Annotated in this window: 20 protein-coding genes and 2 pseudogenes; 8 read left to right on the top strand and 14 right to left on the bottom strand. The window is 70.1% G+C overall.

The window, feature by feature from the left end:
- Positions 1-2 precede the first annotated feature (2 nt).
- The gene (gene cpt, locus ACN26Z_RS27100) at positions 3-518 is read left to right on the top strand and encodes a chloramphenicol phosphotransferase CPT (RefSeq protein WP_421463968.1); all 516 of its coding nucleotides are present in this window, start codon (positions 3-5) and stop codon (positions 516-518) included.
- Between the two features lie 39 nt (positions 519-557).
- On the opposite strand, the gene ACN26Z_RS27095 is transcribed toward cpt, so the two are convergent.
- Positions 558-1,334 (bottom strand): M23 family metallopeptidase, encoded by a 777-nt coding sequence (locus tag ACN26Z_RS27095; protein ID WP_421464734.1) that lies wholly within the window; start codon positions 1,332-1,334, stop codon positions 558-560.
- A gap of 277 nt (positions 1,335-1,611) precedes the next feature.
- Positions 1,612-2,325 (bottom strand): M23 family metallopeptidase, encoded by a 714-nt coding sequence (locus ACN26Z_RS27090; protein WP_093404982.1) that lies wholly within the window; start codon positions 2,323-2,325, stop codon positions 1,612-1,614.
- Between the two features lie 471 nt (positions 2,326-2,796).
- Here ACN26Z_RS27090 and ACN26Z_RS27085 point away from each other — a divergent pair, with 471 nt between their 5' ends.
- The 3 genes from ACN26Z_RS27085 (at position 2,797) to sucD (ending at position 5,779) form a co-directional block, all read left to right on the top strand.
- Positions 2,797-3,201, top strand: coding sequence for a cobalamin B12-binding domain-containing protein (locus tag ACN26Z_RS27085; RefSeq protein WP_093404985.1), 405 nt, complete (start codon positions 2,797-2,799; stop codon positions 3,199-3,201).
- A gap of 508 nt (positions 3,202-3,709) precedes the next feature.
- Positions 3,710-4,888, top strand: a complete 1,179-nt coding sequence (sucC, locus tag ACN26Z_RS27080; RefSeq protein ID WP_093404988.1) for an ADP-forming succinate--CoA ligase subunit beta — start codon at positions 3,710-3,712, stop codon at positions 4,886-4,888.
- Positions 4,889-4,891: 3 nt separating this feature from the next.
- Entirely contained in the window at positions 4,892-5,779 is an 888-nt protein-coding gene (gene sucD, locus ACN26Z_RS27075; RefSeq protein ID WP_093404991.1) for a succinate--CoA ligase subunit alpha, read from the top strand.
- A 40-nt stretch (positions 5,780-5,819) separates the two neighbouring features.
- Here the strand turns inward: sucD and ACN26Z_RS27070 are convergent, their stop codons facing one another.
- Entirely contained in the window at positions 5,820-6,080 is a 261-nt protein-coding gene (locus tag ACN26Z_RS27070) for a hypothetical protein (RefSeq protein WP_093404994.1), read from the bottom strand.
- A gap of 179 nt (positions 6,081-6,259) precedes the next feature.
- Between ACN26Z_RS27070 and ACN26Z_RS27065 the strand changes: the two genes are divergently transcribed.
- Positions 6,260-7,552, top strand: a complete 1,293-nt coding sequence (locus ACN26Z_RS27065) for a DUF6350 family protein (RefSeq protein ID WP_421463965.1) — start codon at positions 6,260-6,262, stop codon at positions 7,550-7,552.
- Positions 7,553-7,787: 235 nt separating this feature from the next.
- Here ACN26Z_RS27065 and ACN26Z_RS27060 read toward each other — a convergent pair whose 3' ends face one another.
- Positions 7,788-8,426: a DUF4190 domain-containing protein gene (locus ACN26Z_RS27060; protein ID WP_421463963.1), complete on the bottom strand. Its 639-nt coding sequence runs from the start codon at positions 8,424-8,426 to the stop codon at positions 7,788-7,790.
- A 7-nt stretch (positions 8,427-8,433) separates the two neighbouring features.
- Positions 8,434-8,733, bottom strand: a complete 300-nt coding sequence (locus tag ACN26Z_RS27055; RefSeq protein ID WP_093405475.1) for a CD225/dispanin family protein — start codon at positions 8,731-8,733, stop codon at positions 8,434-8,436.
- A gap of 155 nt (positions 8,734-8,888) precedes the next feature.
- Here ACN26Z_RS27055 and purN point away from each other — a divergent pair.
- Both purN and purH read left to right on the top strand, forming a co-directional pair.
- Positions 8,889-9,500 (top strand): annotated as a pseudogene (purN, locus tag ACN26Z_RS27050) (phosphoribosylglycinamide formyltransferase); the annotation flags it as partial.
- Positions 9,495-11,075, top strand: a complete 1,581-nt coding sequence (gene purH, locus ACN26Z_RS27045) for a bifunctional phosphoribosylaminoimidazolecarboxamide formyltransferase/IMP cyclohydrolase (RefSeq protein ID WP_421464733.1) — start codon at positions 9,495-9,497, stop codon at positions 11,073-11,075. The pseudogene purN and the gene purH, both read left to right, overlap by 6 nt.
- Before the next feature lie 124 nt (positions 11,076-11,199).
- Here the strand turns inward: purH and ACN26Z_RS27040 are convergent, their stop codons facing one another.
- Together ACN26Z_RS27040 and ACN26Z_RS27035 are read right to left on the bottom strand one after the other, a co-directional pair.
- Positions 11,200-11,496, bottom strand: a complete 297-nt coding sequence (locus ACN26Z_RS27040) for a hypothetical protein (RefSeq protein WP_282236889.1) — start codon at positions 11,494-11,496, stop codon at positions 11,200-11,202.
- Entirely contained in the window at positions 11,493-11,876 is a 384-nt protein-coding gene (locus tag ACN26Z_RS27035; RefSeq protein ID WP_421464732.1) for a hypothetical protein, read from the bottom strand. The genes ACN26Z_RS27040 and ACN26Z_RS27035 overlap by 4 nt, the downstream gene beginning before the upstream one ends.
- 504 nt (positions 11,877-12,380) lie before the next feature.
- Between ACN26Z_RS27035 and ACN26Z_RS27030 the strand changes: the two are divergent.
- Positions 12,381-13,800: pseudogene (locus tag ACN26Z_RS27030) on the top strand (helix-turn-helix domain-containing protein).
- Here the strand turns inward: ACN26Z_RS27030 and ACN26Z_RS27025 are convergent.
- The 7 genes from ACN26Z_RS27025 to ACN26Z_RS26995 form a co-directional block, all read right to left on the bottom strand.
- Positions 13,801-14,367, bottom strand: a complete 567-nt coding sequence (locus ACN26Z_RS27025) for an NUDIX hydrolase (RefSeq protein ID WP_282236891.1) — start codon at positions 14,365-14,367, stop codon at positions 13,801-13,803.
- Positions 14,368-14,429: 62 nt separating this feature from the next.
- Positions 14,430-16,799, bottom strand: coding sequence for a putative bifunctional diguanylate cyclase/phosphodiesterase (locus tag ACN26Z_RS27020; protein ID WP_421463960.1), 2,370 nt, complete (start codon positions 16,797-16,799; stop codon positions 14,430-14,432).
- 94 nt (positions 16,800-16,893) lie between these two features.
- Positions 16,894-17,922, bottom strand: a complete 1,029-nt coding sequence (locus tag ACN26Z_RS27015; RefSeq protein ID WP_421463958.1) for an ABC transporter ATP-binding protein — start codon at positions 17,920-17,922, stop codon at positions 16,894-16,896.
- Positions 17,906-18,943, bottom strand: coding sequence for an ABC transporter ATP-binding protein (locus ACN26Z_RS27010; RefSeq protein WP_421463956.1), 1,038 nt, complete (start codon positions 18,941-18,943; stop codon positions 17,906-17,908). Before ACN26Z_RS27010 ends, ACN26Z_RS27015 begins: the two co-directional genes overlap by 17 nt.
- A 7-nt stretch (positions 18,944-18,950) precedes the next feature.
- On the bottom strand, positions 18,951-19,907 hold the full coding sequence (locus tag ACN26Z_RS27005) for an ABC transporter permease (RefSeq protein ID WP_421463954.1): 957 nt from the start codon (positions 19,905-19,907) through the stop codon (positions 18,951-18,953).
- Positions 19,900-20,838 (bottom strand): ABC transporter permease, encoded by a 939-nt coding sequence (locus ACN26Z_RS27000; protein ID WP_421463952.1) that lies wholly within the window; start codon positions 20,836-20,838, stop codon positions 19,900-19,902. The genes ACN26Z_RS27005 and ACN26Z_RS27000 overlap by 8 nt, the downstream gene beginning before the upstream one ends.
- An 81-nt stretch (positions 20,839-20,919) precedes the next feature.
- Positions 20,920-22,524, bottom strand: a complete 1,605-nt coding sequence (locus ACN26Z_RS26995; RefSeq protein WP_093405017.1) for a peptide ABC transporter substrate-binding protein — start codon at positions 22,522-22,524, stop codon at positions 20,920-20,922.
- Between the last annotated feature and the right edge of the window lie 183 nt (positions 22,525-22,707).

The following is a 22,707-nucleotide window of genomic DNA, read 5'->3' as shown; positions in this document are numbered from 1 at the left end:
GGATGACGGTTCAGGTCATCGTGCTCAATGGCGGATCCAGCTCAGGCAAGTCGGGAATTGTCCGCTGCCTCAGACACCTGCTCCCCGGGCCCTGGATCAACCTCGGGATCGACGACCTGATCGAGCGGTTGCCACCGTCCATGGTCACCTTCGGGTCGCAGGGTGAGGTCATCCTGGGCGAGGGCTTCGACGGCATGCAGCACGCCTGGTGGGTCGGCGTTGCCGCGATGGCGAGGGCCGGTGCCCCGGTCATCGTCGACGACGTGTTTCTCGGCGGGGGTGCGTCGCAGGAGCGCGTTCGCCGGTACCTGGACGGCCTCCGGGTGCTCTGGGTCGGAGTGCGCTGCGACCCCGACATCGCGGCCGCCCGGGAGATCGCCAGAGGCGACCGGGTGACCGGCATGGCCGCGTCGCAGGCCGCGGTCGTGCACCAGGGTGTCGCGTACGACGTCGAGGTGGACACCAGCCGCACCGAATCGCTGGACTGTGCCCGTGCGATCGTCGCGCGGCTGAGCTGAACTCGTCGGCGCGGCGCCTGAGCCGCGTCACCCGGCGGGTCAGCAGGCCACGTCGATGCCCCGGGCGCGCAGGAACGGCGCCGGGTCGATCTGGTTCCACATCTGGCCCTGGTGCACCTCGAAGTGCAGATGCGGGCCGGTGGAGTCGCCCGTGGAGCCCTCCAGGCCGATCGTCTGCCCGGTGCTGACCTTCGCACCCACGCTGACCCTGGCCGTGCTCAGGTGGGCGTAGTGGGTGAGGTAGCCGTTGCCGTGGTCGATGACCACCGAGATGCCGTACCCGTCGCCGACGTCGCCGGCCTTGGTCACGGTGCCGCCGAAGGCGGCCCGGACGGGGGTGCCGGCGGGCATGGCGAAGTCGATGCCGGCGTGCAGGGTGCCCCACCGGGGCCCGTAGCAGGAGGTGATGGCACTTCCGGCCATCGGCAGGACCCAGGACGACTTCGGCTTCGTACTCTTCTTCGGCTTCGCCTTGGCGGTGGCCGTTCGGCTGGCTTTCGGCTTCGGCTTCGGGCTGGGCTTCGCGGTGGGGCTGGCGCTCGGCGACTGGCTCGGTGACGGGCTGCCCGAGGCGGCGAGTTCGCGAGCCGACCGGTCGGCTCGCTCGGCGGCCTCGGCCCGGGCCTGGGCGTCCAGGGCGACCGGGCTGGTGGTCGGCCGCGCATCGCGGTCGGTCATGACGACACCGCCGACGCCCACCGCCGCCAGGGCGACCGCACCGACAGCCAGCAGCCGGGAGCGCCGGCTCAGGCGTCGCCGATGGCGGGCCGGGGCGTGGGGGATCTCGCGGGTCGGGGTGGGGCTGTCGTCCTGCACGGGTACGGACCTCATTGGTTTCGAGTGGTACGTGACCTCGAAATCCTGGTGTCGGTCCGGGCGGTGCCGGGTACCGGGGGTGTGGACGGCGCGGGCGGTGGTCGGTGCGGCTGTCCGCCTTCGTGTCGGGCTGTTCCCGACTGCCCGATGTTGATCCGCCCGGCTTTGTGCCGCCCGTCACATTTGTGCGAGTGAGCTGGGACACTTGCGGGCGCGAGGTACCAAGCGAAACCGCCCGGATCGACAGATCCGGGCGGTCAACAGGCGTTACGGCCGGTCAGGACGCGGCTACCTCGCTGTAGATTGCCTCGACTTGTAGCTTGATGTCCACTCCGCGCTCCTGAAGCCACGGCACCGGGTCGAGTGGCTCGCCCTTGACATGGATCTCCAGGTGCAGGTGGGAGCCGTAGGAGTGGCCCGTGTTGCCGACCAGGCCGAGCTGGTCACCCGCCTTGACCTGCTGCCCCTCGCGCACGCTGAGCGCGGAGGAGTGGCCGTAGATGGCCTCGCTGCCGTCGGCGTGCTGGACGATCACCGCGTTTCCGTAGCCGCCGAACCAGCCGGCCTTGGTGACGGTGCCCTCGTGGATGGCGACGTACGGGGTTCCCTCCGGCGCGACGAGGTCGACGCCGGTGTGCAGCTTGCCCCAGCGCATGCCGTAGGGAGAGTTGAAGTCGTAGCCCTGAAGGGGGAGCAGCCATACGCCGGTGTCCTCGGCGCTCTCCGGGCCGGTGCGACTGTCCCGGGAGGCTCGCTCGGCGGCGTCGGCCCGCTCGGCCGCGCCCTGGTTGCTGATCGACGCCTGCTTCAGCTCGTCGAGCACCGAAGGGCTGACGCTCTTGGCGTCCGGCATTGCGTTGGCACCCAGCGCCACCACACCGGCACCGACGAAGGCGGTGGTGACGACCGCGGCGTAGCGGCTGCGCGGGGGGGTGGGTACGCGGCGGCGGCCGCGATATCGATCGGGCTCAGACGACAGGCGCTGGCGCACGCATACCCTCCGTTGTCGGGGTTCCGATGCGGATCAGCCGTCGTCCGAATCTGGTGACCGTGCGTCGGCTGGTCGCGTCGTCACCCGTCCGTAGACCTGATGACAACCGTGGACACGGTAGCCAACCGTCAGTCCTGTCACAAGCCGGAGCGCCGAATTGGTTGCAACGTTCTGTCCGCTTCCGTACTGGATTGTCATGGCTCGGGGATGTAGTGGGGTGTCCTCGTTATCCTCCGTTCGTCGCACACCGTGACCGATCGGCGGAGTCGTCCCGCTTGACGCGTCCCGTATTGGTCGTGCCTGTGCGTGAGGTGTCGATGATGCCTGCGTGAGGTGGCCGGAGGCTGCGGCGAGTCCGAATGCCGAACGCCGTTTACCGCTCGCCCTGCCGGCCCCGGTTCCCCGGCCCCGGCCGGGCGGGTTACCGTTCGTTCAGGTGAAAGCCGCGGAGCCGGTGAAAGGGATGCCCAGATGAGCTCTCGTGTTCGGGTCGTCGTCGCCAAGCCGGGCCTGGACGGCCACGACCGTGGCGCCAAGGTGGTGGCGCGCGCTCTCCGTGACGCCGGCATGGAGGTCATCTACACCGGCCTGCACCAGACCCCGGAGCAGATCGTGGAGACCGCGATCCAGGAGGACGCCGACGCGGTCGGTCTCTCGGTGCTCTCCGGGGCGCACATGACGCTGTTCCGCAGGGTCCTTGAGCTGCTCGACGAGCGGGAGGCACGGGACATCGTCGTCTTCGGCGGAGGCATCATCCCGGAGGCCGACCTTCCGGAGTTGGAGCGGCTCGGCGTGGCCAAGATCTTCACCCCGGGCGCCACCACCGCATCCATCGTGGAATGGGTCCGGGACAACGTCGCCCAGCCGGTGGCCTGAGCACAGGGGAGGGGCCGGACGCACCCCTCACACGTCCGGCCCCTCTATGCACGATGCCCCGCCGCCACCCCTCGACCGACAGGGCATCGGCCGTTTCCGTCTTCGCGCTTTCCAGCGCTCCGACACCTGACTCAACGACGCCCTTCCTGCGGGGTTACGCAGGACCGCCGAGAACTGTCACCGCCCTGACAAGATCGCTCGAACGGGTGACGTCGCCCGTACCGGGCCCTGCCGGCGGGCCGCGCATCGGCCCGGGCTGTGCATTACCGCACACCGCGCACCCGCTCGGTTGCCGGAGGTGTCGGCATCGCTAGGCTGCGCCCAATGAAACCTTTCCCACCTCCCTCTGCGAGCCGGACCGTCAGGTCGGCTGCGGCGCGTGGTCGCGGTGGCGAGGGTTCGACGGCCCACGTCAACTTCAACTGATGTCGGGCATCACACTGTTTTCTTTCCATACGCTGGTGGCGGCGCGACGGTGCGCCGCAGAGACGGGACGGGACGCGCAATCGTGGACCTGTACGAGTACCAGGGGCGGGACCTGTTCGAGCGGCACGGGCTTCCCGTGCTCGCCGGCGGCGTCGCCACGACCCCGGAGGAGGCCCGCGCGATCGCCGAACGCCTCGGCGGCCGGGTGGTCGTCAAGGCACAGGTGAAGGTCGGCGGCCGAGGCAAGGCGGGCGGCGTCAAGCTGGCCGAGGGCGCGGAGGAGACGGTGGCCCGCGCCACCGACATCCTCGGCATGGACATCAAGGGCCACACCGTCCACAAGGTCATGATCACCGTGACCGCGGACGTGGCCGAGGAGTACTACTTCTCGTACCTGCTCGATCGGGCGAACCGCACGTTCCTCTGCATCGCCAGCGTCGCCGGCGGCATGGACATCGAGCAGGTCGCCGCCGAGACCCCCGAGAAGGTCGTCAAGGCGCCGATCGACGCTGTCAAGGGCGTGGACGAGGCGAAGGCGCGGGAAATCGTCGAGGCGGCCGGCTTCCCGGCCGAGGTCGCCGACCAGGTCGTCGACGTCGCGGTCGGCCTGTGGCGGGCGTTCGTCGCCGAGGACGCCACCCTGGTCGAGGTGAACCCGCTGGCCAAGACCGCCGAGGGCAAGCTGCTGCTGCTGGACGCCAAGGTGACGCTTGACGAAAACGCCGGCTTCCGGCACCCCGACCATGAGGCGCTTGTCGACCAGGCAGCGGTGGACCCGCTGGAGCAGGCGGCCAAGGAGAAGGACCTCAACTACGTCAAGCTCGACGGCGAGGTCGGCATCATCGGCAACGGCGCGGGCCTGGTCATGTCGACCCTCGACGTGGTCGCCTACGCCGGGGAGCGGCACGGCAACGTCAAGCCGGCCAACTTCCTCGACATCGGCGGCGGCGCGAGCGCCGCGGTCATGGCCAACGGTCTGGAGATCGTCCTCTCCGACCCGTCGGTCAAGAGCGTCTTCGTCAACGTCTTCGGCGGCATCACCGCCTGCGACGCGGTCGCCAACGGCATCGTGCAGGCGTTGGGCCTGTTGGAGCAGCGGGGCGAGCAGGTCACCAAGCCGCTCGTCGTCCGCCTCGACGGCAACAACGCCGAGGCCGGTCGAGCGATCCTCGACGGCGCGAACAACCCGCTGATCGAGCGGGTCGACACCATGGACGGCGCGGCCGAGCGGGCCGCCGAGCTGGCGGCTGCGGGGGTCTGACACATGGCTATCTGGCTGACCAAGGACTCGAAGGTCATCGTCCAGGGGATGACCGGTTCCGAGGGTTCCAAGCACACCCGCCGGATGCTCGCCGCCGGTACGAATGTGGTGGGCGGCGTCAACCCGCGCAAGGCGGGCACCACCGTCGACTTCGACGGCACCGAACTGCCGGTCTTCGCCAGCGTCGCCGACGCGATGAAGGACACCGGCGCCGATGTCACAGTCATCTTCGTACCGCCGCAGTTCACCAAGGCGGCGGTCATCGAGGCGATCGACGCCGAGATCCCGCTGGCCGTGGTGATCACCGAGGGGGTGCCGGTGCACGACACCGCCGCCTTCTGGGCGTACAACGTGGCCAAGGGCGAGCGGACCCGGATCATCGGCCCGAACTGCCCCGGCATCGCCTCGCCGGGCGCCTCGAACGCCGGCATCATCCCGGCCGACATCACCGGCTCCGGCCGGATCGGTCTGGTCAGCAAGAGCGGCACCCTGACCTACCAGATGATGTACGAGCTGCGGGACATCGGCTTCTCCACCTGCGTCGGCATCGGCGGCGACCCGATCATCGGGACGACGCACATCGACGCGTTGGCCGCCTTCGAGGCCGACCCGGACACCGACGCCATCGTCATGATCGGTGAGATCGGCGGGGACGCCGAGGAGCGGGCGGCCGAGTTCATCAAGGCCAACGTCAGCAAGCCGGTGGTCGGCTACATCGCCGGTTTCACCGCCCCACCCGGCAAGACCATGGGGCACGCCGGTGCGATCATCTCCGGATCGGCGGGCACCGCCGACGCCAAGAAGGAAGCGCTGGAGGCGGTCGGCGTGAAGGTCGGCAAGACGCCGACCGAGACCGCCAAGCTGATGCGCGAGATCATGTCCGCGGGCTGAGCGGAACACGCATCGAGGGGCCGACCGGAAGGTCGGCCCCTCAGCGGTTCCAGTACGGGTAGTTGCCGGTCGCCTGCAGGATCAGGCTGACGACGATGTTCAGCACGCCCAGCGCGATGGCCACGTAGCCCAGCACCGGCGACTGGCGGTACCGGCGCGCGTCGCGGATCGACAACCAGCCGAAGACGATGCCGAGGATGCCGCAGCAGAGCACCCCGGTCACAATGCCGAGCACGCCCCAGAGAGTCGTGCGGTCCCGGCCGGCCGGTGGTGGCGGGGGCGGTGGATACGGAGCGTTCACGACTCCCCTTCCGGTCACATGCTGCCGCGACGTCGGTCACGGCCCCTGTGCCGAGGCTAGAGGAGCCGGTGCCCGCCCACGCCGGATCAGGCGAACTGGTGCGTTCGGCGACCGGGCGTCGGACGCACCGAGCGGGTGTCGGGCAGCCAGGGTCGGCACGGCATGCCAGAGTAGAGCCGATGTCCTTCGTCACCCCTGACCAGCCTCGCCGGGCCACCGACGCCCGCGGCGTCGGCGCCCGGCCACCCGGCCGCGCCGGCCCTCCGCGCCGGGTGCCCGCTGCGCGGGCGGCACCCTCGGGGCGCAGCCACGCGCCGCTCGCGGTCGCCGCACTGGTCGCCGCCAGCGGGGCGACCGTCACCACCTGGCTTCCCGTGGCGCTGGCGCTCTGGCTGTTCCAGCTCAGCGAGGGGGCCGGCAGTCTGCTCGACGCCGCCCGTGCCGGGGCGGCGGGCTGGCTCCTCGGTCACGGAGTTCCCCTGGCCACGGCCACCGGCCCGCTGGGCCTGGCGCCGCTCGCGGTGACCGCGCTGGCGGTGTGGCGGCTCACCCGGGCCGGGGTGCACGCCAGTCGCGCGATCGGTGCCCGCGGCGGCCGTTCGCCGAGCCGTACGCTCGCCGCCGCGACAGCGGTAGGTGTCGCGTACGGGCTGTTGGGAACGCTTGCCGCCATCGTGGTCGGCGCGGGTGGTCCCGGTGTGTCGCCGGTACGCGCCGGGCTGACGCTGGTGACCGTCGGCACCCTCGCCGCCGGTGTCGGTGCCGCCCGCACGACCGGGGTGGCGGAGGTCTTCGCCGCGCAGGCACCGATGCCGTTGCGCGAGGGCGTGCGTGCCGGTCTGGTCGCCGCGCTTGTGCTGCTCGGCGCGGGAGCCGCCGTGGCGGGGCTGGCGGTGGCGACCGGCGGTGGTGACGCGGCCGACCTGATCGGCGCCTATCAGACCGGTGTCGCCGGTCAGGCCGGCATCACGCTGGTCAGCCTCGCGTACGCGCCGAACGTCAGCGTGTGGTCGGCCAGCTACCTGCTCGGCCCCGGCTTCGCGGTCGGCACCGACACGGCGGTACGCACCAGCGAGGTGTCGGTCGGCGCGCTACCGGCTCTGCCGTTGTTCGCCGGTCTGCCCAGCGGGCCGGTCGACGGGCTCGGCGCGGTCACCGTACTCGCCCTGCCCGTCCTCGTTGGAATGGCCACCGGCGGGTTGCTCGCGCGCCGTCTGCTGCGCCTGGCCATCGCCGAGCGCGCATCCCTGTCGTGGCGGCGGCTGCTCGTACCGGCGGCGCTCGCCGGACCGGTGGCCGGCCTGCTGCTCGGCGCGGCGGCCAAGGCGTCCGGCGGGCCGCTGGGTGGCGGCCGGCTGGCGGAGGTCGGGCCGGTCGGTTGGCAGGTGGCGCTCGCGGCGCTGCTGGTCACCGGTGCCGGCGCGCTGCTCGGTGCCGCCGCCATCCGCTGGCTCGCCCGACTCGCCACCTGAACCTCCCGCCGCGCCCCAGCCCGTGGGTGCCTCCCACGCCGGGAGACTGCAGAATCCCCGATGTTGTGGCCCGCCTGGGTGCGCAAGGCGGCAACATCCCCGATGTTGTCCGTGCATCCCGCGCCGGAGGCGGTAGGGCTGCGGTGGGTGGGGGCTCAGGGAAGGGGTGGGGCGGCTCTGATGAGGCAGGGGCGTCCCGGCTGTTCCGGGACGCCCCTGGCGGTGGGCAGCTACGTCAGGGATACATCGATCCGTCGACGTTCAGTGCCACCACGACGATCTGTAGCAGACCCAGCAACAGCCCCACCGCGCCGCAGATCAGGCCGGCGAGTGCCTGGCCGGAGTTGCCGGCCAGCCCCTGGTCGGCCTTCTGCTTGCCCAGCCAGCCGGTGACGAGTGCTGCCAGTCCCAGCGGGATACCGAGGTAGCAGCAGCTCAGCGGAATCGACGCGATACCGAGGATCATCGCGATCAGGCCGAGGGTGTTCTGCTGACCCTGCGCGCCGGTGAAGCCAGCGTGCGGGTACATCGGCGTGCCGCCGTAGGGCTGCGCAGCGTACGGGTCGGCGTAGGGCTGCCCGTAGCCCGGCTGACCGTACGCCGGGGGCTGGCCGGCCGCCGGTGGAGGACCGGCCGGCGGAGCGTACGGGTCGTAGGGCGCGGGCGAGGCCGGCGGCGGGGCCTCCGGCTGACCCGGGACCGGGGGATGCTGACCGTACGGATCGGCCGGTGGCTGCTGACCGTACGGATCGGTCGGCTGGGCGTACGGGTTGGCCGGCGGTGGCGCGTACGGGTTGGCCGGCTGGGGTGTGGTCGGGTCCCCGTACGGCGGCTGCTGGCCGTACGGGTCCTGACCGGGGTGACCGGGCTGCATCCGGTGCTCAGTAACCGCTGGCGTTGCTGTCGCTCATCGAGCCCAGCAGGCCGCCGCCGAGGCAGCACACCAGGACGATCGCGAGCCAGGCGATACCGACGATCAGGGCCCACTTGGACCACTTCTTCGACTCGGCCGCCGCAGCCTGGGCACCGGCGTAGTCACCCTGCTGGAGCAGCGGGTTGACCTTCGAGGCGTTGATGATCGCCGGGATGGCCAGCGGCCAGAAGAGGAAGATCGCGACGATCGACATTGTCATGTTGTTGTCGACCGACTGCGGTGGCTGTGACTGGTACTCGGGCTGCATGACGACGTGCTCCTCACGGTTGTTTCGCTGACGGGTGTGGGACCGGACATGCGCCGGTCCCAAGCGACCGGCAGCGTACCCGCTTTCGGCCAGTTCGGTGGTCACGCGCGCCGCGCTGCCCAGCGGATGGGCACCGGTCGGCGGCCGGATAGGGTGTGCCGGTGACCCAGTCCGCCCGTATCGTCGTTCTTGTCTCCGGCTCCGGAAGCAACCTTCAGGCTCTGCTGGACGCGACCGCCGACCCGGCGTACGGGGCACAGGTGGTCGCGGTCGGTGCGGACCGCGACGGCATCGCGGGCCTGGACCGGGCCGTCGCCGCGGGGGTGCCCACCTTCGTGGAGCGGGTCAAGGACCATCCGGACCGCGAGCAGTGGGACGTCGCGCTCACCGCGCGGGTCGCCGAGCACCGACCCGACCTGGTCATCTCGGCCGGGTTCCTGAAGCTGGTCGGTCCCCGCTTCCTCGACGCTTTCGGCGACCGCTACCTGAACACGCACAACACCCTGTTGCCGGCGTTTCCCGGCATCCACGGCCCGCGTGACGCCCTCGCCTACGGAGTCAAGGTGACCGGGGCGACCCTCTTCTTCGTCGACGCCGGGATGGACACCGGCCCGATCGTCGCGCAGGTGGCGGTGCCGGTACGCGACGACGACGACGTCGACACGCTCACCGAGCGCATCAAGGAAGCGGAGCGGAGCCAGCTCGTCGAGCAGGTGGGCCGGCTGGTCCGTGAAGGTTGGACGATCACTGGAAGAAAGGTCATGGTCGGCGTGAACCCCATCCAGGACGGGCGTCGCCCCATCCGGCGAGCACTTGTCAGCGTCTACGACAAGACCGGCCTGGCCGGCCTGGCCCAGGCACTGCACGCCGCCGGTGTGGAGATCGTTTCCACCGGCAGCACCGCGTCGACGATCGCCGCGGCGGGGGTGCCGGTGACGCCGGTGGAGCAGGTGACCGGCTTCCCGGAGATCCTCGACGGGCGGGTCAAGACCCTGCATCCGGCCATCCACGGTGGGCTCCTCGCCGACCTGCGCAAGGACGCGCACACCGCCCAGCTCGACGAACACGGCATCGCCGGGATCGACCTGCTGGTGTCCAACCTGTACCCGTTCCAGGACACCGTCGCCTCCGGGGCCGGTCAGGACGAGTGCGTCGAGCAGATCGACATCGGCGGCCCGGCGATGGTGCGGGCGGCCGCCAAGAACCACGCCTGCGTGGCCGTGGTCACCGACCCGGGTGCGTACCCGATGCTGCTGGCCGCACTCGACGGTGGTGGCTTCACCCTGGCGCAGCGTCGGGCGCTGGCCGCCCGCGCCTTCGCCGACATCGCCGAGTACGACGTGGCGGTCGCCGAGTGGTTCGCCACCTCGGTCGCCCCGGCGGCGGAGGGCATGCCGGAGTTCGCCGGTCTGGCGCTGCGCCGGCAGTCGGTGCTGCGCTACGGCGAGAACCCGCACCAGACCGCCGCGCTCTACGCCGACCCGGCCGGCCCGGTGGGGCTGGCTCAGGCCGAGCAGTTGCACGGCAAGGAGATGTCCTACAACAACTACGTCGACGCGGATGCCGCCTGGCGGGCCGCGAACGACTTCGCCGACCAGCCCGCGGTGGCCATCATCAAGCACGCCAACCCGTGCGGCATCGCGGTCGGCACCGATGTGGCGGAGGCGCACCGCAAGGCGCACGCCTGTGACCCGGTCTCCGCCTTCGGTGGGGTCATCGCCGTCAACCGGCCGGTCTCGGTCGAGCTCGCCGGGCAGATCGCCGAGATCTTCACCGAGGTCGTGGTGGCACCCGACTACGAACCCGGTGCGGTGGAGACACTCCAGGCCAAGAAGAACATCCGGCTGCTGCGCGCGCCCGCCTTCCAGCCGCGTCCGACCGAGTGGCGGCAGGTCAGCGGCGGCGTGCTGGTGCAGCTGCGTGACGCGGTCGACGCCGAGGGCGACGACCCGGCCAGCTGGCGGCTGGCCACCGGCGAGCCGGCCGACGAGGCGACCCTGGCCGACCTGGCCTTCGCCTGGCGGGCGGTACGCGCGGTGAAGAGCAACGCGATCCTGCTGGCCCAGGACGGCGCCACGGTGGGCGTCGGGATGGGGCAGGTCAACCGGGTCGACTCGGCCCGTCTCGCGGTCAGCCGGGCCGGCGCCGACCGGGCGCGCGGTGCGGTGGCCGCCTCGGACGCGTTCTTCCCGTTCGCCGACGGCCCGCAGATCCTCATCGACGCGGGCATCCGGGCGATCGTCCAGCCCGGCGGCTCCATCCGCGACGAAGAGGTGATCGACGCCTGCAAGCGGGCCGACGTCACCATGTACCTCACCGGCACCCGCCACTTCTTCCACTAGGCCCGGTCCTGTTTCTCAGCGGATGAGATGCGAATGCGAGATGTTGGACAGTTTCCGTTAGGCACTAACGGAAACTGTCCAAGATTTGGACCGAACCTGTAGCTGGAGACTGCATCGCCGGTGGTCATCCGGTCTGGTGGCGTCCGGCCCGGCCCGGTTCGGCTGGCACGGTTGCGATACGTCGCTCCGGTGCTTCCATTGGCTGCCTGGTCCAGCCGATGAAGCGGCGGTGCAGCGCTCCGGCCGGTGCCCAGGGCATGTCCTCGGCGGCCCGGACGAGATAGCCACCGAGGTAGAGGGCCAGCGACACCGGCGCGTCGGCGTACTCCGCACGTAGCTCCCGCCGCCGCGTGGGACAGGGCCACGGCAGGTCGCAGCCGCCGCAGCTCCAGATCGGCAGGACCGGCCCGTGGGTGGTCACCGCACACCACCCAGGAACCGGGCGACACTCGCGCGGGCCTGCCTGCTGGTCGCCCACTCCACCTGCCAGCAGGGGTACGGGGACAGCCGCGACCACCACGCCCGGCAGCCGACACACATGCCATCGAGCCCTCGTACGTGCACCACGAGGATCATCTGCTCCGGGCCGCCGATCACTGCTCGTTCTCCTGCGGCCAGTGACCCCGGTTGATCGGTATCCGGTGCCGGGCACGACACGGAAGGTCGGCTCCGCATCGGCAGACGCGCCGCCACAGTTGCCACGACCATACAGGTCGATGCCGTCGGGCGAACGTCAACGCGGTGGCCGACAGGTACTCGTCGTACGAGACGCGTCGCACGCTCGAAGCCACCCGTCCGAATGAGTCGGACACGGATCGGCTCACCGGAGCTTCCCCGGCTGAGGTCTGCTGGCTGGCTTGCCGGGCGTGACCCACGGCCGCTCAGAGCTGCCGTCGGGCGGTAGGCGTGCTGCGTGGTCGAGCAGCCGTCGTTGCGCTGCTGCCTGCTCGACGTCCTGGTACCGCTGTCCGGTCCCCGGCGGTGGTGGCGCTGCAGGACGCCGCAGCAGCCATCGCATCAGTCCGGGCAAGTGCGATCGGAGCGTCACAGTTCCGCCTCCTCGATCAGCGTCGGGAGGGCGGATCCGATGAGAGCTTCTGGGCCTTGGAAGCAGCCTGCCCATGCCAGGTTCAGCGCGTTGGCGACATCGACGTTCATGTGCGAGACGATTCCGCTGGACTAGCTGTGGCGGCCATGTCGGCTGGTCATGTCACGGTGACATGCGCTGCCTCGACCTGTCCGGACGGCAGCCCTAGGCTCCGGATTGAGCACCATGAGTAGTCGCCCGACGACGCTGGAGTCGCTGTGCCGTTCAATCATCTCCGGATTCCTGATGACCTCTGGTCGCGCGAGGACATACGTGCGGCACTGGCTGCCCGCGATGTTGGGACGTTGTTTCGGCTGCTCTCCCGGTACACCGGGGCGAGCCAGACCCGCATCGGTGCCGCCGTCGGCTTGGGGCAGGGTTACGTCAGTCGAATCATCGCCGGCCGGAAGGTCACGTCGATCGACGTGTTGGAGCGGATCGCCGACGGCTGCGGTATGCCCGACGAGTCACGGATGACGCTCGGTCTCGCGCCGCGCCAGCGGTCATGTCGCCCTGACATGGCTCAGCGTTGGGACGGCCGGCAGAGTGACGTGCCGGTCAACCGATCCTGGCGCGAGGATGCGCGCTGCCGCGCAGTTGTGGGAAGGCGACGTGAACCGTCGAGAAGTGCTCCGTCAGACAGTGTTCAGCTCTGCCGCGTACACCCTGCCCGCGCTGCGCTGGTTCACCGCCACCAACCCGCAACCCGTCGCACAGGAGGGTCGACGAACGGTCGGTCAGCCCGATATCGACACCATCCGCGAGATGACCGCCACGTACCGGCGACTCGACAACCAGCACGGCGGCGGCCACGCCCGCAACAACGTCACCCGCTACCTCCACCAGGAGGTCACGCCCCTGCTGACCGAGGGCCGATACGACCCACCGACCGGCCGCAAGCTGCTCACCGCCGTCGCTGAGTTGACGCAGCTCGCCGGCTGGCAGGCGTACGACATGGCCGAACACGGCCTCGCCCAGCGATACCTCACCCATGCCCTCGACCTGGCCCGCACCGCCGACGATCCCGGCCTGGGCGCCGAGATCCTCGCCGCGATGAGTCACCAAGCCACCTACCTCGGCCACACCGCCACCGGCGTCGACGTCGCCCGCGCCGCCCGGCAGACCGCACACCGCGCCGGAATCACCGTGCTGACCGCCGAGGCGCTGGTCATGGAAGCCCATGCCCACGCCGTCGCCCGCGACGCGCCCGCCTGCGCCACCGCCTTGCACCAGGCGGAACAAGCCCTCGACCGAGCCGACCGCAGCGGCGACCCGCAGTGGCTCGGGTACTTCGACGAGGCATACCTGTCAGCCAAGTTCGGCCACTGCTTCACCGCCCTCGGCCAACACCGCCAGGCCGAACGCTTCGCCGCGCGATCCCTGCGCATGGACGAGCGCTACGTACGCGGCAAAGCCTTCAACCTCGCACTCCTGGCCACCATCCAGGTCCGCCACGGCGAGCCCGACCGCGCCAGCGTCATCGGCGGCCAAGCCCTCACCCTGACCACGCAACTGAAGTCCGCCCGCGCCGTCCGCTACGTACGTGACCTGCAAACGGACCTTATGGCGCACCGCCGGCGACCGACAGTCCGCAACCTCATCAACCGCATCGACGCGGCGCTCGGGCAGCGCCGCTGACTACAAATCGCCGTGAGCCTTACGCGCGACCAGGTCCAAAACCGCAATGACCGTACCGGCACCCACGATCTCGCCCTGGGAGACGAGATGCCGGGCCTCCTCCAGCGGGATCCAGGCGACCTGCTCGGCCTCGTTGATGTCCACCGGAGCACCGATGTGCTCCGCATCGCGGGCAAAAAACAGCAGGTTCTCCGCGTCTGCGGTCGCTACCCATGGCTGGAACGACAGCAGCGGCTCCACCGCACCCGGACGCCAACCGGTCTCCTCCTCAACCTCCCGGACCGCGCACGTTGCCGGATCTTCCCCTTCATCGACGTAACCACCGGGCAGCTCCCACACCCAACGGTCGAACACGAACCGGTGCCGCCGCATCAGCAACAGCCGCTCCCGACCGTCGAGCACCGCGACCATCGCCGACCGAGGCGCCCGAATCACGTACTGCTCGAAGCGGACCCCATCCGGCAACTCCACATCAGCGATGCTCAACCGCGCCCGCCGGCCACCATCCACCACCCGCTCACCGTGGATCGTCCACCGCGTCGATCCGGTGCCCTGTTCTTCCACCATCCGGCCAGTATCCGACCAGCGCTCCATCTGCCGCCCCACCAGATCGGCCCGCCGGTTTTCGGTCAGGTCGGCGGTCGGCTGGCTGTCACGGTCTGCTGCCGGGCGAGTAGGCCGGCGATGCCGTCGGCGGTCATCGGTCGGGCCAGGTGGAAGCCCTGACCACGGGTGTAGCCGAGGGCGCGGAGGACGGCGACCTGTTCGGCGCTCTCGACGCCCTCGGCAACGGTTTCCAGGCCGAGCGCGTGGGCGAGCTGGATCACCGCGCGGGCCACCGCCCGCCGGGCGTCGGCTGCCGCTGCCTGGCCGTCGTCGATCTCGATACCGTCGACGAAGGACTTGTCGAGCTTCACGATCGCGGCGGGGAAGGCGCGCAGCAGGCTCAGCGACGACTCGCCGGTGCCGAAGTCGTCAAGCGACAGGCGGATGCCCATCCGGTCGAGTTCGAAGAGGGTTCGGGAGACCTGCTGACCGCGCAGCACCGCCGATTCGGTCACCTCCAGCACCAGTCGCTCGCACGGCAGCCCGCTCTCGGCGAGCGCGGCGGTCACGTCGGAGACGAAGTCGGGATCGTGCAGTTGCCGCGCGGAGACGTTCAGGCCCGCCTCCCGGAGTGCGTCCGGCCCGAACTCCCGGGACCACGCCGCCGCCTGGCGGCACGTCTCGCGCAGCACGAACCGGCCCAGCGGCACGATCAGACCGGTCCGCTCGGCGGCCGGGATGAACTCGGCCGGGCTGACGACCCCGCGGGTGGGGTGGTGCCAGCGGACCAGCGCCTCGACCCCGACCAACCAGTTGTCGTCGAGCCGCAGGATCGGCTGGTAGACGACCCGCAGCTCGTTGTCGTCCAGGGCCCGCCGTAGCTCGCCGCCGAGCTGCATGTGCGCCAGTACCGGCTCACCCATGCCGTCGACGTACCGTACGAAGCTCGCCTTCCCACGCTGCTTGGCCGTGTACATGGCGACGTCGGCGTCCCGCAGCACCGAATCGACGGTGGCGCCGGGCGCGGTGTCGGCGATGCCGATGCTGGCCTGCACCAGCAGGCGGTGCTGACTGATCGGCTGGTCGAGCGCGGCCAGCAGCCGGCCGGCCAGTTCCTCGGGGTCGGCGTCCGCGCCGGTGAGCAGCACGGCGAACTCGTCACCGGCGACCCGTACCGGCAGGCCGTCGTCGCCGACCTCGGCACGCAGCAGCTCGGCGACCGACACGAGCAGCCGATCACCGACGCCGTGCCCGAGCAGGTCGTTGACGGTCTTGAAGTCGTCGAGGTCGACCAGGAGCACCGACGCGGGCGTCGTGGCGGTGAGCGCGGACGCGAGCCGGTCCCGGAACAGCGCCCGGTTGGCCAGCCCGGTGAGGCCGTCGTGGCTGACCTCGTACTGGAGGCGCTCCTCCTGGACGCGGGTGTTGCGCAGCAGCCGGGCGTTTTCTCGATAGGCGATGAACTGCCGGACGCTTACCAGCGCGGTGACCACCACGGCGGCGATCAGGACCAGCCGGACCGGCAGGGTCAGGGGGGCGCCGAACGCGACGGCGAGCAGCGGCACGTCGACCGCCACCACCGCCAGGTACGGCAGCAGCACGCCGTTGGGGGTCTGGTCCCGGCGGACACCGAGGTCGGCCCGCCACTGCGCCCTGACGCCAAGCGTGAAGAACACCGGGGTCAGCGGCATCACGATCGCCTGGACGGGGATGCCGGCGACGTAGCCGTACCGGACCGCGAGCACGGCGACTATCCCGGCGGTGACGCCGCCACTGGCCGCGACGAATCGTAGGGCGACGCGATCCACCGGGCCACCGGCGACGAAGGACACCTTCGTCGCGGCGCCGATCGCGACCAGGAAGGCGAGCCCGACCAGCGCCATCGCCTGCGGGCTCCACGGCTCGTCGGCGGTGAACATCGGGGCCAGCCCGACGTAGCAGAGCAGGGCCGCGCAGCCGAGGAACGCGATTGCGCGGTCGAGCAGGATGCGCCACCGCTCGACATCGCCGGTCTCGGCGATCGGCACCCGGGCCACCGCCCAGATGGCGACGACGAACCCGATCGCCACGCAGGCCGCCGCCGGCAGCGGCATGCTTCGGGTACGGGCCTCGGCGGCGTGCGTCAGCATGTCCAGCGCCAGCCAGCCGTACCCGATCGTGATGGTGGCCGCCGCGACGAGGAGCGCACGCCAGAAACGTCGGGTGACCGGGTCGAGGCTGGCGTGGCGGAGCAGGTGTACGACGGACCCGGCGGCGAAGATCCCGCCGACGGGAACGAAGGTGTACGCGAGCGCCTCGGTGCCCGCGCCGACCGTGAAGTTCGCGACGCACCAGGCGGTGCCGAGGACGGCGACCGCGACGGTGGCCTGCACGTACCGGACGGTGATCCGGCTGTTCGTCGCGGCGGCCCCGGCCGTGGGGCCCGTCGTCGGCCATAGCGCCACCTGCGTCACGGCTGTAGACCCTAGTGAGTGAGCAGAGGATCGCCATCCGTCATCGGGTGGTTCTTCGATGCCGCAGTATCCACTAGGGAGGGAGGTCGGGCGCTCACTCTCCCGGGCGCAGTTCGGCGAAGTGGCAGGCCGAGGGGTGCGGGTCGGCAGCGCGCAGCACCGCCTGCGGGTCCTGGGTGGCGCAGATGTCCTGCGCCTTCCAGCACCGGGTGCGGAAGTGGCAGCCGCTCGGCGGATCCGCCGGGCTCGGGACGTCGCCGCGCAGCCGGATGATGCTGCGGTGTTCCCGGGCGTCCGGGTCCGGCACCGGGGCCGCGGAGAGCAACGCCTGGGTGTACGGGTGGGTGGCGCGATCGTAGATCTCGTCCTCGGTGCCGATCTCCACGATCCGGCCCAGGTACATCACCGCGATCCGGTCGGAGATGTGCCGCACCACCGACAGGTCGTGGGCGATGAAGATGTAGGACAGGCCCAGTTCGTCCTGAAGTTCCTCCAGCAGGTTTATCACCTGCGCCTGGATGGAGACGTCCAGCGCGGAGACCGGCTCGTCGCAGACGATCACCTCGGGGCGCAGCGCCAAGGCCCGGGCGATGCCGATGCGCTGCCGCTGGCCGCCGGAGAACTGATGCGGATAGCGGTTGATGTGCTCCGGGTTCAACCCGACGACGTCGAGCAGTTCCTGGATCCGCCGCTGGCGGCTGCCCTTCGGGGACGCCTCCGGATGGATCTCGAACGGCTCGCCGATGATGTCGCCGACGGTCATCCGTGGGTTCAGCGAGGTGTACGGGTCCTGCATGACCATCTGCATGTTGCGCCGGATCCGCCGCAGCTCACCGCCGGAGGCGGCGAACAGGTCGCGACCGGCCAGCGTGGCGCGGCCGGCGGTCGGCTTCTCCAGCCGCATCAGCAGTCGGGCCAGGGTGGACTTGCCGCAGCCCGACTCACCGACGACGCCAAGTGTCTCGCCGCGGCGCAGCTGGAAGCTCACCCCGTCGACGGCCTTGACCGCACCGGTCTTCTTGCGGAACAGCACGCCCTGCGTGATCGGGAAGTGTTTGACCACGTGGTTGACGTCGAGAAGCGTCTCGCCGCGGATCTTGGTGGAGCTAGTCGGCGCGGTCATCGCGTACCTCCTGGGCGAAGTGGCACGCGCTGGTCCGGCCGTCGCCGAGGACCAGGTCGTGCGGCACCACGTCCACGCAGACCTGCTGCACGTACGGGCACCGGGGGTGGAAGGGGCAACCGCTGGGGATCCGCATCAGGTTGGGCGGCAGGCCGCGGATGGTGGACAGCTTCCCGCCCCGCTGGTCCAGGCGCGGGATCGAGTTCAGCAACCCCTTGGTGTACGGATGGGCGGGCGCCCGGTACAGCGACCGGACATCGGCGTGCTCGACGATCCGGCCCGCGTACATGACCGCGATCCGGTCCGCGACGTCGGCCACCACACCGAGGTCGTGGGTGATCAGGATCATCGCCATGTTCAGGTCCCTCCGCAGGTCGGCGAGGAGATCCATGATCTGGGCCTGCACGGTGACGTCCAGGGCGGTGGTGGGCTCGTCGGCGATCAGCACCTTCGGCTCCATCGCCAGGGCCATCGCGATCATCACCCGCTGCCGCATGCCGCCGGAGAACTGGTGCGGGTAGTCACCGAGACGCCTCGCCGCCCCGGGGATCTGCACCAGGTCCATCAGCTCCACCGAGCGGCGGCGGGCGTCCGCGCGGGACATGCCGACTCGCTGGCGCAACGTCTCGCCGATCTGCCAGCCGACCGGGAAGACCGGGTTCAACGCGGAGAGGGCGTCCTGGAAGATCATCGCTATGTCCCTGCCCCGGATCTGCCGGCGCTGCTCCTCCGCCAGGCTGAGCAGATCCTGGCCGGAGTAGCGGATCTCACCCGAGCTGATGTGCGCCGGCGGAGTGTCCAGGATGCCCATGATGGCCTGGGCGGTGACGGACTTGCCGGAGCCGGACTCGCCCAGCACGGCGAGGGTCTCGCCCGGATCCAGGTGGTAACTGACCCCGTTGATCACCTTGGCCACGCCCTCGCCGGTGCGGAACTCGACGTGCAGATCGCGTACCTCCAGCAGGTGCCCGCCGGGCGGGGTGGGCGAGGCCGGCGTCGGCCGGACGGCGTGCTGACTCATGAGGGGATCACCGGAGCTTCGGGTCGAAGGCGTCGCGGATCGCGTCGCCGAGCATGATGAAGGCCAGCACGGTCAGCGCCAGGAAGGTCGACGGGACCACCAGCGGGGTCGCCGACTCCCGCATGTGCACCCGACCATTGTTGATCTCGATGCCCCAGGAGATGGTCGGTTCCCGCAGCCCGATGCCGAGGAAGGAGAGCGTTGCCTCGGCGGCGATGAACGAGCCGAGCGCAATGGTCAGGACCACGATGGCCGGGGCGAGTGCGTTCGGCAGGATGTGCCGCCACATGATCCGTCCGTTGCCGGCCCCCAGCATCCGCGCCGCGGCCACGTAGTCCTGCTCCCGGGCGGTGATCACCGAGGAACGGACCACCCGGGCCGCGGTGGTCCAGCCGAGCACCGCCAGCACGAAGATGACCGCGGCGACGCGTACCGTGGCGCTGTCGCTGCCGATGCGCTTGAGCAACACGATCGCGGCCAGCAGCAGCGGGATGCCGAGCACGATGTCGATCACTCGGGAGAGCACCGCGTCGACCCAGCCGCCGAAGTAGCCGGCGACCATCCCCACGACCAGCGCGATCAGGCCGGTGAACAGCGCGCTCAGGGCGCCGACCAGCAGCGACGCTCGAGCGCCGTAGACCGCCCGGGCGTACGTGTCGCAGCCCTGGAAGTCGTACCCGAAGATGGCGCCGCCGGAGGGCGGCGCGTGCTGTCGGGACAGCACGCAGTCGGCGGGGTCGTTGCTGGTGAACAGGCCCGGCACGGCGGCCATCGCGGTGATCAGCAGCACCAGGGTCAGGCTGATCCAGAAGATCGGCTTTCGGCGCAGGTCGCGCCAGGCGTCGCCGGCCAGGCTGCGCGGCTTGCGGGGCCGGTCCACCTGGTTCGGCGTGCCCGGTTCCCCGGAGGGCCCGCGCCGCGCGGCCTGGTTCTCCGACGCCGCCACCGTCTCGAAATCACTCATAGCGGATCCTCGGGTCCAGAACGGCGTACAGGACGTCGACCACCAGGTTGGAGACCAGGTAGACCACGACGAGCACGCTGACGATGCCCACCACCAGCGGGCCGTCCTCGGTGCGGATGCCGCGGAAGAGGTTGAAGCCGACGCCGGGGATGTTGAACACGCCCTCGGTGATGATCGCGCCGCTCATCAGGTTGCCGACCTCGACGCCGAGGAAGGTGATCACCGGGATGAGCGAGTTGCGCAACACGTGCACGCTCACCACCCGCCGATTCGGCAGGCCCTTCGATCGCGCGGTGCGCACGTAGTCGGCACGCAGGTTCTCGGCCACCGAGGTACGGGTCAGCCGGAGCGCGGTGGCCAGGGAGAGCGAGCCGAGCACGATGCCCGGCAGCAGCAGCGCGAAGTAGTCGGGGTCGGCGCCGGCGGTGGGCGGGAAGACCTGCCATTTGACGCCGAGGAAGTACTGTGCCAGCGGGGCGAGCACGATTGTCGGGATGCCGAGCACCAGCAGGGTCAGCAGCAGGGTGGCGTTGTCGAAGATGCTGGCCCGCCGGATGCCGGCGAGGACGCCTGCGGTGACGCCGAAGATGACCGCGACCGCGATGGCGATCAGGGCCAGCCTGATCGTGACCGGCCAGGCGGCGGCGAGGATGTCGCCGATCGACCGTCCGGTGAGCGACTCGCCCAGGTCGCCGCGGAGCAGATTCGAGATGTAGTCGAAGTACCTGTAGAAGAAGCCGCCGATCCCGGTGGCGTCGAGGTGGTACTTCTCCGTGAGGTACGCCCGCTGTGCGGCGGTGACCGGGCGCTCCCCGGCGAGGGCCTGGATCGGGTCGCCCTGACCGGCGAACATCAGCGCGTAGACGATCAGCGTGGTCCCGAAGAAGGCCAGGACCATCTGGAGCAGACGCCGCACGATGAAGCGGAACATACTTGGCAGTCTCCCTGAAAAGGGGCGAACCGCGTGGCGGGTCGGGTCACCTCGCGATGACCCGACCCGCCGACGTGTGTGTTACTTGATCGCTTCGATCTTGGTCAGGTTGACCCGGTCGAAGAGATCCATCTCGACGTTCTTGACCTTGGTCGAGTGGCCGAAGTTGTTCTGGCCGAACCGCAGCGGTACGACCGGCAGGTCCTCGGCCAGCAGGTCCTCGGCCTCCTGGTACTTCTTGATCGCCTCTTCCTCGCTGGGGGCGCTGGCGCCCTCGGCGAGCAGACGGTCGAAGTCCGGGTTGCTGTAGCCGTAGTAGTTCGACGAGCCGTTGGTGCTGTACAGCGGGCCCAGGTAGTTCTCCATGGACGGGTAGTCCATGATCCAGCCCATCCGGAACAGGCCCACCGGCTGCTTTGCCTTGACCTTGGTCAGCAGGTCGGCGAACTTGGGCTCGGCGCTGCCGACGCAGTCCACGCCCAGGTTGGCCTTGAGCTGGTTGCAGGTGGCGTCGATCCAGTCCTTGTGGCCACCGTCGCCGTTGTAGGACAGGGTGATCTTCGACGGGCCGCCGGCGGCCTGGTAGAGCGCCTTGGCCTTGGCCGGGTCGAACTCGCCCGCCGCGCCGACGGTGTTCTCCCGGTAGCCGGCGACGGCCGGGGAGACGAACGCGCGGGCCGGCTGCTGCGAGTCCTTGAAGATCGACCGAGTGATCTCCTCGCGGTCGATCGCCATGGAGATGGCCTTGCGCACATCCGGGTTGCTGAACTCCTCCTGGAAGGTGGGGAAAGCCAGGAAGTGCAGCGACGACGCCGGGCTCTGCACGAAGCGGTCGCCCAGATCGGTGCCGGCGGTGGAGAGGTTCTCCGTCGGGATGGTCTTGATCACGTCGAGGTTGTCCGACAGCACGTCCGCGTACGCCGCGGTCAGCTGCTGGTAGATCCGGAACTCGACGCCGGCCACCTTCGGCTGCTCGCCGGGGAAGGCGTCGTACCGCTCGACCTCGACCTTGGCGTCGTGCTGCCAGGTGCCCTTCATCTTGAACGGGCCCTGGCCGATCGGCGCCTGCTCGTAACCCTCGACCAGTTCGCCGGGAGCGCTGAACGCGGCCTCCGGCAGCGGGTAGAAGGCGGTGTAGCCGAGCATCGACTTGAACTCGCTGTACGGCTGCGCGAGCGTGACGGTGAAGGTCAGGTCGTCGACCTGCTTCAGCCCGCTGAGCGTCTCGGCCTTCGGGCTCTCACCCTGGAGGTCGTCGTAGCCGGCGATCTTCTCGAAGAAGTAGCTGGAGTTCTGCCCGTTCGGCGCGTACGCGCCGTAGTTCCAGGCGTCGATGTAGTTGTCGGCGGTCACCTTCTCGCCGTTGTGGAACGTGTAGCCGTCCTTGAGCTTGATCGTCCAGGTGGTGTTGTCCTCGGACGTGATCGACTCGGCGGCCACCTCGTACGGCTTGTGGGCCTCGTCGTAGTCGACAAGCGGGCTGAACAGGGCGGCGAGCACCTGGGAACCGCTCGTCTCGTTGGTGTTGGTCGGCACCAGGTGCTGCGGCTCGGCGATCTCGATCCGCACGGCCGCGTTGGGGTCGCTCTCGCCGGATCCGCCGTCGCCGCCCGAGCCGCAGGCCACCAGGCCCAGGGTCACCGCGAGCGGGAGGGCGGTCCAGGCGGCGAGCCTACGAACACGCATCTAGCCTCCTCATCTCCATTACGCTGCGCAGTCGGGCCCGGCTTTGGGGTAACGCTGCGCAACGACGGGCAACGGTAGGTCGTATGCCGCGAGTCGGCAACGTAGCGGTTGCGAAGGGGTAACAGAACGCCACCCCCGGTCTTGTCGGTCTCCCGGTCGCGTGCTACGCGCATCGCTGCGCTA

This window comes from Verrucosispora sp. WMMD703, from assembly GCF_049178935.1.
Classification (GTDB): domain Bacteria; phylum Actinomycetota; class Actinomycetes; order Mycobacteriales; family Micromonosporaceae; genus Micromonospora; species Micromonospora sediminimaris.
Note: the sequence above shows the minus strand (reverse complement) of the source record. Positions and strands in the feature narration are given on the sequence as shown.

What these genes read in the sequence shown, in the direction of transcription:
- ACN26Z_RS27005 (WP_421463954.1), bottom strand. Translation starts at nt 19,907, where the DNA reads ATGAGTGATTTCGAGACGGTGGCGGCGTCGGAGAACCAGGCCGCGCGG.
- sucD (WP_093404991.1), top strand. Translation starts at nt 4,892, where the DNA reads ATGGCTATCTGGCTGACCAAGGACTCGAAGGTCATCGTCCAGGGGATG.
- ACN26Z_RS27025 (WP_282236891.1), bottom strand. Translation starts at nt 14,367, where the DNA reads ATGGTGGAAGAACAGGGCACCGGATCGACGCGGTGGACGATCCACGGT.
- ACN26Z_RS26995 (WP_093405017.1), bottom strand. Translation starts at nt 22,524, where the DNA reads ATGCGTGTTCGTAGGCTCGCCGCCTGGACCGCCCTCCCGCTCGCGGTG.
- ACN26Z_RS27000 (WP_421463952.1), bottom strand. Translation starts at nt 20,838, where the DNA reads ATGTTCCGCTTCATCGTGCGGCGTCTGCTCCAGATGGTCCTGGCCTTC.
- ACN26Z_RS27055 (WP_093405475.1), bottom strand. Translation starts at nt 8,733, where the DNA reads ATGCAGCCCGAGTACCAGTCACAGCCACCGCAGTCGGTCGACAACAAC.
- cpt (WP_421463968.1), top strand. Translation starts at nt 3, where the DNA reads ATGACGGTTCAGGTCATCGTGCTCAATGGCGGATCCAGCTCAGGCAAG.
- ACN26Z_RS27010 (WP_421463956.1), bottom strand. Translation starts at nt 18,943, where the DNA reads ATGAGTCAGCACGCCGTCCGGCCGACGCCGGCCTCGCCCACCCCGCCC.
- ACN26Z_RS27060 (WP_421463963.1), bottom strand. Translation starts at nt 8,426, where the DNA reads ATGCAGCCCGGTCACCCCGGTCAGGACCCGTACGGCCAGCAGCCGCCG.
- ACN26Z_RS27085 (WP_093404985.1), top strand. Translation starts at nt 2,797, where the DNA reads ATGAGCTCTCGTGTTCGGGTCGTCGTCGCCAAGCCGGGCCTGGACGGC.
- ACN26Z_RS27065 (WP_421463965.1), top strand. Translation starts at nt 6,260, where the DNA reads ATGTCCTTCGTCACCCCTGACCAGCCTCGCCGGGCCACCGACGCCCGC.
- purH (WP_421464733.1), top strand. Translation starts at nt 9,495, where the DNA reads ATGGTCGGCGTGAACCCCATCCAGGACGGGCGTCGCCCCATCCGGCGA.
- ACN26Z_RS27015 (WP_421463958.1), bottom strand. Translation starts at nt 17,922, where the DNA reads ATGACCGCGCCGACTAGCTCCACCAAGATCCGCGGCGAGACGCTTCTC.